The organism is Dietzia sp. MNB45 (assembly GCF_051994785.1).
Taxonomy (GTDB): domain Bacteria; phylum Actinomycetota; class Actinomycetes; order Mycobacteriales; family Mycobacteriaceae; genus Dietzia; species Dietzia kunjamensis.
Genome location: NZ_CP163397.1, coordinates 735,860 through 749,387 on the forward strand (window position 1 = coordinate 735,860; position 13,528 = coordinate 749,387).

The 13,528-nt window shown below is 70.1% G+C and carries 13 protein-coding genes; 4 read left to right on the forward strand and 9 right to left on the reverse strand.

Annotated features, from left to right (window positions below):
- Positions 1 to 7: 7 nt before the first annotated feature.
- Complete coding sequence (locus AB5G72_RS03620) at positions 8 to 925, forward strand: SDR family oxidoreductase (RefSeq protein ID WP_120284548.1); 918 nt, start codon at positions 8 to 10, stop codon at positions 923 to 925.
- A gap of 79 nt (positions 926 to 1,004) precedes the next feature.
- Here the strand turns inward: AB5G72_RS03620 and AB5G72_RS03625 are convergent, their stop codons facing one another.
- From AB5G72_RS03625 to AB5G72_RS03640, 4 genes are all read right to left on the reverse strand, one after another.
- Positions 1,005 to 2,360 carry a hypothetical protein gene (locus tag AB5G72_RS03625; protein ID WP_440221023.1) on the reverse strand — a complete coding sequence of 452 codons (1,356 nt, stop codon included), beginning with the start codon at positions 2,358 to 2,360 and terminating at the stop codon, positions 1,005 to 1,007.
- 304 nt (positions 2,361 to 2,664) lie between these two features.
- Complete coding sequence (locus tag AB5G72_RS03630) at positions 2,665 to 3,168, reverse strand: nitroreductase family deazaflavin-dependent oxidoreductase (RefSeq protein ID WP_440221024.1); 504 nt, start codon at positions 3,166 to 3,168, stop codon at positions 2,665 to 2,667.
- Positions 3,165 to 3,749, reverse strand: a complete 585-nt coding sequence (locus AB5G72_RS03635; RefSeq protein ID WP_440221025.1) for a GNAT family N-acetyltransferase — start codon at positions 3,747 to 3,749, stop codon at positions 3,165 to 3,167. The genes AB5G72_RS03630 and AB5G72_RS03635 overlap by 4 nt, the downstream gene beginning before the upstream one ends.
- Before the next feature lies 1 nt (position 3,750).
- A complete protein-coding gene (locus tag AB5G72_RS03640) occupies positions 3,751 to 4,917 on the reverse strand; it encodes a steroid 3-ketoacyl-CoA thiolase (RefSeq protein WP_440221026.1) in 1,167 nt (388 codons plus the stop codon).
- 243 nt (positions 4,918 to 5,160) lie between these two features.
- Here AB5G72_RS03640 and AB5G72_RS03645 point away from each other — a divergent pair, with 243 nt between their 5' ends.
- Together AB5G72_RS03645 and AB5G72_RS03650 are read left to right on the forward strand one after the other, a co-directional pair.
- Positions 5,161 to 6,405, forward strand: coding sequence for a cytochrome P450 (locus AB5G72_RS03645; protein WP_096906029.1), 1,245 nt, complete (start codon positions 5,161 to 5,163; stop codon positions 6,403 to 6,405).
- Between the two features lie 196 nt (positions 6,406 to 6,601).
- Positions 6,602 to 7,618, forward strand: a complete 1,017-nt coding sequence (locus AB5G72_RS03650; protein WP_440221027.1) for an alpha/beta fold hydrolase — start codon at positions 6,602 to 6,604, stop codon at positions 7,616 to 7,618.
- Positions 7,619 to 7,649: 31 nt separating this feature from the next.
- Here the strand turns inward: AB5G72_RS03650 and AB5G72_RS03655 are convergent, their stop codons facing one another.
- The 5 genes from AB5G72_RS03655 to AB5G72_RS03675 are packed head-to-tail and all read right to left on the reverse strand — an operon-like array spanning position 7,650 to position 12,370.
- Entirely contained in the window at positions 7,650 to 8,555 is a 906-nt protein-coding gene (locus tag AB5G72_RS03655; protein WP_163375492.1) for a TIGR03619 family F420-dependent LLM class oxidoreductase, read from the reverse strand.
- A gap of 1 nt (position 8,556) precedes the next feature.
- Positions 8,557 to 9,075 (reverse strand): nuclear transport factor 2 family protein, encoded by a 519-nt coding sequence (locus tag AB5G72_RS03660; RefSeq protein ID WP_440221028.1) that lies wholly within the window; start codon positions 9,073 to 9,075, stop codon positions 8,557 to 8,559.
- Positions 9,072 to 10,280, reverse strand: coding sequence for a thiolase domain-containing protein (locus tag AB5G72_RS03665; RefSeq protein ID WP_440221029.1), 1,209 nt, complete (start codon positions 10,278 to 10,280; stop codon positions 9,072 to 9,074). The genes AB5G72_RS03660 and AB5G72_RS03665 overlap by 4 nt, the downstream gene beginning before the upstream one ends.
- Positions 10,277 to 11,338 carry a thiolase domain-containing protein gene (locus tag AB5G72_RS03670; RefSeq protein WP_440221030.1) on the reverse strand — a complete coding sequence of 354 codons (1,062 nt, stop codon included), beginning with the start codon at positions 11,336 to 11,338 and terminating at the stop codon, positions 10,277 to 10,279. Before AB5G72_RS03670 ends, AB5G72_RS03665 begins: the two co-directional genes overlap by 4 nt.
- A gap of 12 nt (positions 11,339 to 11,350) precedes the next feature.
- The gene (locus tag AB5G72_RS03675) at positions 11,351 to 12,370 is read right to left on the reverse strand and encodes a Zn-ribbon domain-containing OB-fold protein (RefSeq protein ID WP_440221031.1); all 1,020 of its coding nucleotides are present in this window, start codon (positions 12,368 to 12,370) and stop codon (positions 11,351 to 11,353) included.
- 105 nt (positions 12,371 to 12,475) lie between these two features.
- Between AB5G72_RS03675 and AB5G72_RS03680 the strand changes: the two genes are divergently transcribed.
- The gene (locus tag AB5G72_RS03680; protein WP_067712126.1) at positions 12,476 to 13,510 is read left to right on the forward strand and encodes an LLM class F420-dependent oxidoreductase; all 1,035 of its coding nucleotides are present in this window, start codon (positions 12,476 to 12,478) and stop codon (positions 13,508 to 13,510) included.
- Positions 13,511 to 13,528 lie beyond the last annotated feature (18 nt).

The following is a 13,528-nucleotide window of genomic DNA, read 5'->3' on the forward strand; positions in this document are numbered from 1 at the left end:
AACAACCATGGGAATCTGCGACGGACGCGTCGTCATCGTCACCGGCGCCGGCCGCGGGATCGGCCGCGAACACGCGCTGGCCTTCGCCGCCGAGGGCGCCAAGGTCGTGGTCAACGACCTCGGGGCGGGCCTGGACGGATCGAACGTCGGGGAGTCCCCGGCCGAGCAGGTCGTCGCGGAGATCAAGGCCGCCGGCGGCGACGCCGTGGTCAACGGGAACGACATCTCCTCGTGGGAGGGGGCCCGCGAGCTCGTCCAGCAGGCCATCGACACCTTCGGTGGACTCGACGTCCTGGTGAACAATGCCGGCTTCCTGCGCGACAAGATGCTCGTCGGTATGGGGGAGCAGGACTGGGACAACGTGATCAACGTCCACCTCAAGGGCCACTTCGCCCCGCTGCGGCACGCCGCCGAGTACTGGCGCGCCGAGTCCAAGGCCGGTCGCCCGCGCCAGGCCCGGGTCATCAACACCTCGTCCGGCGCCGGACTGTTCGGATCGGTAGGACAGGGCAACTACGCCACGGCCAAGGCCGGCATCGCGCTGCTGACCATCCAGACCGCCGCCGAGATGAAGGGCTACGGGGTCACCGCCAACGCAATCGCTCCGGCCGCGCGGACCCGCATGACCACCTCCGCGGGGGAGGGAATGGCCTCGCAGATGGCCGCGCCCGAGGACGGGTCCTTCGATGCCATGGACCCGGCCAACATCTCGCCGCTGGTCGTGTGGCTGGGCTCCGAGGAGTCGGCGCAGGTGACCGGCCGCGTGTTCGAGGTCGAGGGCGGCAAGGTCACCGTCTGCGACGGGTGGCAGCGTGCCGCGTCCGAGGACAAGGGTGCCAAGTGGGATCCCGCCGAGCTGGGGTCGGTCGTGCCCCGTCTGCTCGACGAGTCGCCCACCCCGGTGCCGGTCTACGGCGCTCGCTGACTCCGCCACGACAACGAGGAACCCCGCACCGTGATGGTGCGGGGTTCCTCGTTTCGCGAGCCGGTTGGGGCAGGCGAGGTCAGGCGCCGGGCTCCGGGCACTGCTGCGCGCCGACGGAACCGAGGCCGGCCAACTGGTCGACCTGGGGCTGCGGGAGGTCGCAGACGGTCGGCAGCGGCGGTAGGCCGGGCAGCGGCGGGAGAGCGAAAGTCCCGTTCGCGGCGGCCGTCGCGACCATGGCGCCACCTCCGGCGGACGCGCCCAGGGCGAGGACCGGGAGCAGGCTCCCCGTGCCGCTCTCGCCGAGGCTGGCGAAGCTCTCGAGGGAGGCGAGTGCGCCCATCTCCGAACCCAGGTTGGTCGAGAAGGTGCCCTGCATGGAGCCGTTCTCGAGAGACCCGGTGAGCGCGGTGAGCGAGCCGTTGACCTCGGTGAGTTCACCGAACGAACCGGTGATGACCTCGGCGCTGCCACCGGTCGATCCCGTCATCAGATCGGAGCTCTGACCCGTCGATCCGCCGTTGCCCGAGAGGGATCCGGAGGTCTCCGAGATGGAACCGGACAGCGCCGGGAGGATGCCGCCCTCGGCGATCGAGCCGATGATCGGGTCGGCGGAGTTGCTCTCCACCGACCCGGCGAGCTGGTTGGCGGAACCGTTGGTCAGCGACCCGGCGATGCCCTCACCGACGAGCTCCGCAGAGCCGCCGATGCCCTCGGTCGAACCGTCCGGGAAGTTGGCGGACAGCGGGGGCAGTTCCGCGGAGCCTCCGAGAAGGTTGAGTTCGGTGGACAGCGGCGACATGCCGGTGGAACCCATGCCGTCGGAACCGGTCAGGGGCGCGAGGTCGGACGAACCGAACTCGGCGGAGCCGCCGAGCAGGTTGGTGGACAGCGGGGCCATCTCGGTGGAGCCGGCCTCGGTGGACTGGAAGTCCGCGGAGCCGCCGAGGAGGTTGGTGGACAGCGGCGGGAGTTCGGACGACGCGGGCAGCGCCGCGGAACCGCCGAGGAGCTCGGAGGACAGCGGAACGGTCCCGAGCGACCCGGTCAGGGTCTCGGGGAGGGCCGCGGAGCCGCCGAGGGGATCGGTGCTGAGGGCGGGCAGTTCGGACGAGTCGAAGGTCGCCGAGCCTCCGAGCGGCTCCGAGCTGAGAGCGGGCAGTTCGGACGAGTCGAAGGTCGACGATCCACCGAGTGGCTCGGAGCTGAGAACGGGGAAGTCGCCCGAGCCAGGCAGGGCCGAGGAGCCTTCGAGCGGGTTCAGGCCGGACGAACCGCCGGCGAGGTCACCGGCGGAGCCGGTGAACGGGTCGAGCAGATCGCCGATGATCCCCAGGTCGGGGAAGGCGCTCTGGGCATTGGCGATACCGGTCGCGCCGGAGATGGCGAGCGCCGCGGTGGCAGCGACGGCTGCGGCCCTGGTTGATTTGTTCACGGAAGGTCCTCTCGGGTCATTGCGGTTTCCTGGGAACCGTGTCGACCACGAGGTCGCCGGCCACACCATTTCACTTCGATGAGAATCCTCTAAGAAAGCGCTGGTGTCAACGCCCTTCTCAGAAGATGTTAATGAAGTGACCAGAGTGGCGAAAATGTTATTCTCCCACGTGAGAACGCCGCAGTGTGAAGCCGCAGCAGCGGGTCACCGGCGCCGTGCGAACCAGAGAAGAGACACTCCATCGAAGAATCAGCTGAGGCCGGGACTCCCGGTCGGGAGCCCCGGCCTCGGCCGGTCGCGGTGGTCAGTTCCGCGGTTCGCAGATGATGACCGGGATGACCCTGCTGGTGTTGGCCTGGTAGTCGGCGAAGTCCGCGTAGCGCTCGACGAGCCTGGGCCACAACTCGGCGCGCTCGGACGGGGTCGCCTCCCTCGCCGTCATCGCGCGACGACGGCGACCCACCTGGACGGTGACGTTCGGGTCGGCCAGCACGTTGTAGTACCACTGGGGATGCTTGGGGAGGCCGCCCTGTGAAGCGACGAGCAGGACCCGGTCCCCGTCCGGGAGGTGGAGCAGCGGCACTGTCCGCGGCTCGCCGGACTTGCGGCCGGTCGTCGTCACGAGGCACACGGGGACCGGGGCCCGCAGCGCGGAACCCACCCGCCAGGAGCCGCCGACCCGCCCGCCGGACACCCGGTACGCCCACGTGTTGACCCGCGACATCACCTTGATGACGCCCACGACCCACGGCGCGCCGCGCCGCGGGTCGTCGACGCCGGTCTCGGGGGTGGGACCGGCTCCGCTCACCGTTTACCGGCCATCGGTGCGCGGACGATCAGGTGCTTGCCGGGGAAGAACGCGGCGAGTTCGCGGCGGCTCTCCTTGAGCGACCGGAGCCCGAAGCCCTTCTTGCGCTCCTCGGGGCGGATCCAGATGGCCACATCGACGTCGCCGTTGTCGATCTGCTCACCGAAGACGAGCCCGATGGGCGCGTCACGGTCGGTGTCGACCGCCACGAACCACATCGCCGACTCGGCCTCGATACGGTCCAGACCGTTCCGCAACTCCTGCTCGGTCTTCTCCCGGTCCCAGGTCCCGCCGGTCGCGGACGTCTCATCGGACGAGCGTGCGTGATAGAGGGTCGTGTGCTCCTCGGACTCCGTGAAGGGACGGAGGGTGAAGCCCTGTCCGGCCCCTCCGGCCGGCCCTCCGGAGGGGGAGCCGGCGAACGCCTCGAGTGGGGCCCGCAGGACCTCGCCCGCCTCGTCGGGGGACACCGATAGCAGGCTCGCGATGGCGCGGACCGCGTCCTCGGGGCCGTCGGCCGACGACACGGCGGCGAAGACCTCCCGCCGGCGGTTCGCGGCCGTCTCGATGGCGTTGCTCATGTCAGATCCTCTCGATGATGCTCGCCGAGGCCTGGGCGCCTCCCGCGCACATCGTGATGAGGGCGCGTTGGCCGTCCGTGCGCTCGAGCTCGTGCAGGGCGGTGGTGATGAGCCGCGACCCGGTGCTGCCGACGGGGTGGCCGATCGCGATGGCCCCTCCGTTGACGTTGACCTTGTCCATGTCGGGCCCGTGCACCTGCGCCCAGCTTAGGAGCACGGAGGCGAACGCCTCGTTGCATTCGAAGAGATCGAAGTCCGAGATCGACATGCCGGAGCGGTCGAGTACCCGCTGGGTGGCCTGGACCGGGCCGTCGAGGTGGTACTCGGGCTCGCCGCCCACGAGGGCCTGGTGGAGGATCCGTGCCCGCGGCTTCAGCCCGTGCGCCCTGGCCACGTCCTCGTCCATGAGCAGGACGGCGGCCGAACCGTCGGACATCTGACTGGAGGTCCCGGCGGTGTGCAGTCCGCCCTCCATGACGGGCTTGAGGGACGCCAGTGCCTCGGCGGTGGTGTCGCGCAGCCCCTGGTCGCGGGTGACCGTCACCGTCTCACCGGTGTAGGTGCCGTCCTTGAGGCGCTCGGGGGCGTCGACGGCGAAGGTCTCGCGATCGAAGCGGCCCTCCTCCCACGCGCGCTTCGCGTTGGCCTGGGACCGGACACCCAGTTCCTCGAGGTCGGAGCGGCTCAACCCGCGGCGCTTCGCGATCCGGTCGGCCGCGGTGAACTGGTCGGGCAGGTCGACGTCCCAGTCGTCCGGGCGCGGCATCCCGTTGGAGCCGTCGCCGACGGCGGCGCGCAGCGCGATCCAGCTCATCGACTCGACGCCGCACGCGATCCCGACGTCCATCGCCCCCGCGTGGATGAGGTTGGCGATGAAGTGATTGGCCTGCTGCGCGGACGAGCACTGGCAGTCGATGGTCGTGCACGCCGTCTGCCACGGCAGTCCCGACGCGAGCCAGGCGCCGCGGGTGACGTTGTTCCCCTGGGCGCCGGCCTGGGTGACGCACCCTCCGACGACCTGCTCGACGAGCGCGGCGTCGATCCCGGCGCGCCGGATGACCTCCTTCTGCGAGGCCCCCAGCAGGTGCGCGGGGTGCAGGCCCGACAGCGCGCCGCGAGCCTTTCCGATCGGGGTCCGGACGGCCTCGACGATGACGGGATTTCCCATGGATGCGCTCCTTTGGAAGCAAGGTTAGAACGAGTTCTAGTTTACGTCACCCGGCGGGGGATTCCGAGTTCGCGGTGCGGGGGGCGACCGGGCGCTCCGGGCGATCAGGAACGACGACCCAGAAGTGAACGTGTTCCAGTATGGTGCCTATAACGTGTTCTAGATTACATTGCGGGGTGAGGGCAGAGATGTCCCGGCGCCGTTCGAGCACGAGACGCAATCAGACGTGGTCAAGGAGTGCCAGTGCAGCCAGTCACCATTCCCGAGGGGTTCGATTTCACGGATCCGGAGCTCTACGAGAAGCGCCTACCGCATCCCGAGTGGGCCCACCTCCGCCGGACCGAGCCGATCTGGTGGTGCGCCAAGGACCCCGGGGTCGACGGTTTCGACGACGACGGCTACTGGGTCGTCACCAAGCACGAGGACGTCAAGGAGATCTCGCGCCGGACCAACGAGGTCTTCTCCACCTTCGAGAACACCGCCATCCCGCGCTTCGCCCCCGGCACCGAGCGGGAGATCGTCGAGCTCACCCGCCTGCTGTTCATCAACCAGGACGGCGAGGAGCACAAGAAGTACCGGCGGATCATCTCGAAGGGGTTCACCCCGCGCAACATCGAGAAGATGCGCGAGCACCTCGCCGAGAAGGCCAAGAACATCGTCGAGACCGCGGCGGCGAAGGGCAGCGGCGACTTCATCGTCGACGTCGCCTCCGAGCTCCCGCTCCAGGCGATCGCCGAGCTCATCGGCATCCCGCTGGAGGACCGTCACCAGATCTTCGAGTGGTCCAACCAGATGACCAGCTACGACGTCCCCGGCAAGGTCGAGGAGTCGCAGATGGCCAACGCCATGGTGCTCTCCTACGCCCAGGAGCTGGCCACCAAGCGCGAGACCGACCCCCGTGACGACCTGGTCACCAAGCTCATCCAGGCCGACGTCGACGGCGAGAAGCTCACCTCCGACGAGTTCGGCTGGTTCGTGGTCCTGCTCGCGGTGGCGGGCAACGAGACCACCCGCAACGCCACGACCCACGGGATGATCGCGTTCCTCGAGAACCCCGACCAGTGGGAGCTGTTCAAGCGCGAGCGCCCGGCGACCGCCTACGACGAGATCCTGCGGTGGGCCTCCCCGATCACCTCGTTCCAGCGCACCGCCACCGAGGACGTGGAGATCGGCGGGGTGACCATGAAGAAGGGTGACCGTGCCGCGATCATGTACGGCTCGGCGAACTTCGACGAGGACGTCTTCTCCGATCCGTTCACGTTCGACATCACCCGCGACCCGAACCCGCACCTGACGTTCGGCGGCAACGGCCCGCACTACTGCATCGGCGCCAACCTGGCCAAGCTGCAGATCGAGCTGATCTTCAACGCGATCGCGGACCACATGCCGGACATCACCTCGCTGGGGGACTCGACGCGTCTGCGTTCGGGCTGGCTCAACGCGATCCAGGACTGGAAGGTCGACTTCAAATGCCCGGTCATGCACTGACCTGACACAGCGAGTCTGATACCGCGAGCAGCCACACCCGGCCCCCGGCCGGTCAGCCCCGGTCCCGCCTGTTCCGCAGGCCGGGCCGGGGTTCTCGTCTCCGGGGAGAGGGCGGCCTCGTCGTCGTCATCGTCGTCCGACCCCAGAAGCCCCGAACCGATCCCGTCGGCCCCATCGAACAGGCAAGGTGATCACCATGATCGACCACCGCACCGTCGACCGTGACGGCGTCCGACTGCACTACGTGGTCGCCGACCCCGACCCCCGGTCCGCCACGGCGCCGACCGGCGACGGCCCCGAGACCGTGGTCCTCCTGCACGGTTTCCCCCACTTCTGGTTCACGTGGCACCGCCTGATCCCCGACCTGACCGCGGCCGGATGGCGGGTCATCGCCCCCGACCTGCGCGGGATGGGCGGTTCGGACGCGCCCTCGGACGTCGCGGCGTACGCCCCGCGTGAGGTCGTCGACGACGTGGTGGCCGTCTGCGATGCCGAGGACGCGGGCCGGGTGGTACTGGTGGGCTTCGACTTCGGCGCCGGCGTCGCCTACGACACGTGCCACCTCGAACCCGGGCGGGTCCGCGCGGTGATCGGGATGGAGAACCCGTTCATGAGCACCGCCGGGTCGGTCCCGCCCCTGGAGGGGTCGGCGATGATGGCGCGGAAGCACTTCCTCCACCTGCACTACTTCGCGCAGCCCGGTGTGGCCGAGGCCGACCTGGCGGGGCGCGAGCGTGAGTTCCTCACCCGCGTCTTCTGGGCATTGTCGGCGGATTATCACTACCTCGACGTGTGGCAACATCCGCCCGGCTCCACCTATCTCGACGCGCTGCCCGAGGCGCCACCGCTGCCGTGGCCGTGGCTGTCGGTCGAGGAGATGGACACCTACGAGGAGGAGTACGCGCGCACCGGGTTCGCGGGGCCACTGCAGTGGTACCGGGCGATGGACGTCAGCTGGCACGCGCGACAGGAGTTCGAGCGGCAGACCAACCCCGTGCCCTTCTACTTTCTCTACTCCGAGCACGACCCGGACCTCGAGGGCTTCCACGGCCGTGACCCGTTGACCAAGCTCGACCGCTACCACGACGACGTGCGGATGGTCCGCGCGATCACGGCGCCGGCCGGACACCTCATGCACCTCGAGGCCACGCAGGACACGCACCGGGAGATCCTCGCCTGCCTGGACGACGTCGCTGCGCACCTGCCCGCCTGAGGGGCATCACGCGCCGAAGCGCCCCGTGCAACTAGGGCGTGAGGCCGTACTTCTCGCCGAAGCGGGCGATCGACTCGATCTTCTGCTCGGCCGTGCAGTCGTACCCGTGGCCCTCGATCAGCCAGGGCATCACGATGATGTCGGTGACGCCGGCCTCCGCCAGCTCGGCGAAGCCCTTCGAGCCGTAGCGGTCCAGGCACACCACCTGGATGGCGAATCGCTTGCCGTCGCCGCGGTCGGCCAGCGAGCGCCCCTGCTCCTCGAGCAGTTCGCCCAGGCGGGTGACGGTGGCGCCGATGTCGTCGAACCCCATCATCGCGCTGGTCCAGCCCTGGCCGACGCGGGCGGCGCGCTTGAGCGCGATCTCGGTGTGGCCACCCACGTAGAAGGGGACCTGCTCGGACGGCGCCGGGGTGAAGATGAGCTCGTCGAAGTCGAAGTGGTCGCCGTGGAACTCCATCCACTGGCCGCGCAGACCCTCGCGCAGGATGGCCAGCGACTCGTCGGTGCGTTTGCCGCGGCCCTTGAACGGCGCGCCGCACCATTCGAACTCGTTGGGGTCCCAGCCGATGCCCACGCCGAGGTCCAGCCGGTTTCCGGTGAGCAACGCCACCGACCCCACCTGCCGGGTGAGCAGCAGGGGGTTGCGCGGGCCCACCTTGAGCACCTGAGGGCAGAAGCGGATCCGGGAGGTCGCTCCACCCATGGCGGCGCAGGCGATGAGCGGCTCCACCCACTCGGTGTTCTCGTCCCACATCCGGGAGCCGTCCGGGGTGTACGGGTAGTCCTTGTCCTGACGCCGCGGGTGGAACAGCGAGTCGGGCAGGACGATCCGGTCGATGCCCGCGGCCTCGGCGCCGCGTGCGATGTCGAGGTACTGGTCGACGGGGGAGAAGGAGACGGGGACGGAGAACTCGACGTCCGCTACGCGTGCCATGTCAGGCGTCCTTCGTGACGGCACCGGTGATGGCCGCCCGGTCGTCGTCGGTCAGCGGACGCAGTCCTGAGGCCATGGCCACGTCCTGTTCCCAGAAGGCACGAAGGTTCACGAGCCGGCCTTGGGCGTCGACGCGGTAGTCCACGGCGATGTCGATCTCCATGATGCTGGTGCCCATGTGGGTGCGCATGGTGCCGACGCAGAGGAGTTCGTCGCCCGCGGCGATCCCGCGGTCGAACCGGAACTCGATGTGATCCGGGGTGGCCACGGCCTTCTCCCAGAATTCCAGGAGCCTCTCCGTGCCGGTGTGGCCGATGCCCTCGGTGTCGAACATCGACGGTCCCACGGGATCCTCGATGGTGCCCTCGGGATTCCAGCCGGCGATCCACGCGTCGCGATCGCCGGCGTTGGTCGCGGCCCACGAGCGGCGCGCGGCGGTGTAGGCGGGACTCGCCAGCGCTGCGTCGCTCATCTCGAGCGGGCGGTACTGCCCGTTGGCGTCCAGATAGGGGTTGCTCATGAGTGACGCTCCGGACGGTCGGTCCCCACGACCCACATGGAGAAGTACTGGGACCCGCCGCCGTAGGCGTGGCCGAGGGCCTTGCGCGCGCCGGGGATCTGGTGCTCGTCCGCCCGGTTCATCACCTGGCGGGCGGCCTCGGCGAAGCGGAGCATGCCGGACGCGCCGATGGGATTCGAGCACAGCACGCCGCCGGACGGGTTGACCGGCAGGGAGCCGTCGCGCGCGGTGGCGCCGGACTCGGTCATGCGCCACCCCTCGCCCTCCGCGCAGAAACCGAGGCTCTCCAACCACATGGGCTCGAACCAGGAGAACGGCACGTAGATCTCGGCCGCGTCGATCTCCTCGGCCGGGTTGGTTATCCCGGCCTCGGCCCACAGGGCGGCGGCGGCGTCGCGGCTGGCTTGGGGGTTGGCGTAGTCGCGACCGGCGAAGGTTCCCGGCTCAGTACGCAGCGCGGTGGCGTGGACCCACGCGACCTGTCGGCCGGCGGACTCCACCGCCTCGGCCGCCTCGGCGTCGCCGATGACGATCGCGCACGCGCCGTCGGAGGAGGGGCAGGTCTCGTCGAACCGGATGGGGTCCCAGAGCATCTGTCCCTGGAGCACCTTGTCCACGGAGATGTCGGGCTGCTTGAGGTGGGCGTGCGGGTTGACCGAGCCGTTGAGGCGGTCCTTCACCGCGACCATCGCGCCCACGTGCTCGGGGGCTCCGGTCTTGCGGATGTAGGAGCGCACGTGGGGGGCGAAGTAGCCGCCCGCGCCGGCCCCGACGGGTGCGGTGAACGGGACCGGCAGGCTGAGCGCCCACATGGCGTTGGACTCGGACTGCTTTTCCCACGCCACGGCGAGGACCCGGCGGTAGCGGCCGGACTGGACGTGGGACGCGGCGACGACAGCGGTCGAGCCGCCGACGGACCCGGCCGTGTGGACGCGCAGCAGCGGTTTGCCGACGGCGCCGAGAGCGTCGGCCATCATCAGTTCGGGCATCATGACGCCCTCGAACAGGTCGGGGGCCTTGCCGACGATCACGGCGTCGATGTCGTCCCAGCCGACCCCGGCGTCGATCATGGCGGCATCGATGGCCTCGCGGCAGAGCCCGGCCATGGAGATGTCGGTGCGGCGGGCGACGTGGTGGGTCTGGCCGGTCCCGAGGACGGCGGCGGGCAGACCGGAGCCGTGGGTTCCGGATGAGGGGGCGCTCATGCGGTGCGTCCTTCCAGGAGGCAGATGAGGTTCTGCTGCAGCAGGTGGCCACTGGTGGCGTGGGCGAGGGCGCGCTCGGAGCGGCCCTCCCAGATGCTGTGGGCGGCGTAGCCGATGCGCTCGAGGCCCGCGGAGAACAGCGGGTCGGCGAGCAGCGAGCCGCCGGACGGGGTGACGGCGACGTCGTCGGAGATGCCCAGCGCGCCGCGCAGGAGCAGCTCCTGGTGGGTGTACTGGGTGTGCAGTTCGGCCACCGAGACACCGCCGAGGTCGGGGCGGTTCCCGGACGAACCGGTCGCGCGGACGGCGGCGGCGCGTGCGGACGGGGAGTCTGTCAGGTCGCGGGCGCCGAACTCGGCGGAGTCGGCGATGTGCTCCATCCCGGTGATGTACGCCGGGGTGTCGACCAGCTCACGGGCCCGTTCGGCGGAGGCGAGGATGATGGCGCCGGCGCCGTCGGTGACGGGAGGGCAGTCGTGCTGACGCAGCGGGTCGGCCACGTACGGCTCGGCGAGAAGGTCCGTCTCGTCGCGGCCGGTGGCGCGGGCGGCGACGGCGGCCATCTCGGCCTCGGACCACCGGCCGGCGTCGATGCCGGCGCGGGCCTGCAGTGCGGCGACGTGGTGCCGGCCGGGCCACAGCGGGGCGACGGTGTAGGGGTCGAGTTGCAGCGCCAGGGCGGTGTCGAGGTCGGTGCTGGCCGAGGCCTTGCCGAACCCGTAGACGAGGGCCGTGTCGGCCTGGCCGGAGGCGATCTTGAGGTAGGCCTCGAAGAACGCCCATGCGGCGTCCATCTCGACGTGCGACTCGGAGATCGGGGGGACCGCGCCGATGGAGTCGACGGCGGAGATGAACGAGAAGGCGCGGCCGGCCAGGTAGTCGGACGAGCCGGAGCACCAGAAGTCGATGTCGGTGCGGTCCAGTCCGGTCTGCCGGTAGCACTCGGCGAAGACGGGGGCGAGCATCTCGACACCGTTGGTGGTGCCGAAGGTGGACTCGGTGTGGCGGGCGTGGGCGAATCCGACGACGGCCACGTCCCGGGGAGCGTTGGGGGTCACGGGTGGTGTCCTCTACAGGTGATCGGCATAGGTGTCGGGATCGGCGTCGGGATCGCCGGTGGGCTCGAAGTGGGCGATGGCCTTCATCGAGGCGGGCCGTTCGGACTCGGGCGTCCACACGGCGCGCACGCGCATCCCCATCCGCACCTCGGACGCCTCGCAGCCCAGCACCAGGTGCTGGATGGGGACGTCGGAGCCGTCGAGCAGGATGTAGGCGGTGACGTACGGGGGCTTGATCTCCTGGCCGGCGAACGGCACGTTGACGATGCCGAACGTGGTCACCGTGCCGATGTCGGAGACCTCCACGTACTCGCCCATGGCCACGCCGTCGGACGGGCAGTAGTCACGCGGGGGCACGTAGACCTCGGGGCCGTTGGAGCGGCGCCGCCCCAGCACCTTGCCCTGCACGATCGCGCGCAGGTACTCGCTCTCGGCGGGTCCGGCCGTGTGGGTGACCGACAGTCCGATCGGCGTCACCACGATGGTGACGGGCTCGGACTCGGACCGCGGGACCTCGTCGTCGTCGCCTCCGGTGTCACCCGGCGCGTCGGCGGGGACCACGCACGCGATGTCGTGGATGGTGCCGGTGCGCTCGGCGGCCCACCGCAGGCGCACGCGCATGCCGGTGCTCACCGCCTCGGGGCCGTCGGCGACCAGGGGCAGGAGCATGGCGGTGTCCGCGCCGTCGAACCGCACGAGCGCCCACGCGAACGGGGTGTCGAGCGGGTTGACCTCGGTGGGAGCGGGAACCCAGGTCCATGCGACGACGAGGCCCTCGATCGCGGAACCGGAACCCACCTCCACGGACTCCGTGAGGGCCCGGCGTGTGTGGGGGTCGAACTCGACCGGCGGCAGGTGCACGGTGCCGGCCGAATCGCGGTTACCGACCAGGCGTCGCTCGCGTAGGCCGGTGAAGAACGCTCCCAGCACGGGGCCGGTCGACCGTGTGTAGTCGAACGACGGTGACAGGGACGCCGAGAGCACGGGCTCGTCCGGTGGGGTGATATCGACAACGATCTCTCTGGATGTCACGCGCACAAGTAGAACACGTTCCACCGGCCGGTGTGTGAGTTTCCCCGACACGCTGATCCGGGTCGCCGCCCCCGCCGCGGAGAGGTGTGGGTCACACTGGTGTCCATGAAATTCGCGTTGCAGCTCGGATACTGGGGCGCCCAGCCGCCCACCAACCATGCCGACCTCGTGGTGGCGGCGGACAGGGCGGGCTTCGACACCGTCTTCACCGCCGAGGCCTGGGGTTCGGACGCCTTCACGCCGCTGGCCTGGTACGGCTCGCTCACCGAGCGCATCCGGCTGTCGACGGCCGTCGTGCAGCTCTCCGCGCGGACGCCCACGGCCACCGCCATGAGCACCATGACCCTCGATCACCTGTCGAACGGCCGGTTCTGCCTGGGGCTGGGCGTCTCGGGGCCGCAGGTCGTGGAGGGGTGGTACGGGCAGGCCTTCGCCAAGCCGCTGGCGCGGACGCGGGAGTACATCGACATCATCCGGAAGGTGCTGCGGCGCGAGGAGCCCGTGACCTCCGACGGTCCCGCGTACGCCCTGCCCTACCGGGGCGCGGACGCCTCCGGGCTGGGCAAGCCGCTCAAGCCGATCCTGCATCCGCTGCGCGAGGACGTGCCGATCTGGCTGGGCGCCGAGGGGCCCAAGAACGTGGCCCTGGCCGCAGAGATCGCCGACGGCTGGCTGGGCTTCCTGGCCTCGCCGCGCACCGCCCACGAGTTCAACGCGTGGCTCGACGAGGGGTTCGCCCGACCCGGGGCGCGCCGCACCCGCGAGGACTTCGAGGTGGCTTTCCTGTGCCAGCTCCACGTGACGGACGACCGCCGCGGCGTCCTCGACGCGTACAAGCCGTTCACCGCCCTGTACGCGGGCGGCATGGGCGCCGAGGAGAAGAACTTCCACGCCGAGGCGTTCCGTCGCATGGGCTTCGGCGACGACGTGGACCGCATCACCGAACTGTTCCGCTCCGGCCGCAAGGACGAGGCCACCGCCGCGGTCCCGGACGAGATGGTCGAGGCCACCGCGATCATCGGTGATGCCGACTCGGTGCGGTCGCAGATCGCCGAGTGGGAGGCCGCGGGCATCACCATGCTCGTGGTGACCGCCCGGTCGGTCGAGGAGATCGAGACGATCGCGCAGTTCATCGACTGACGTGGGCCGGTCCCGGGG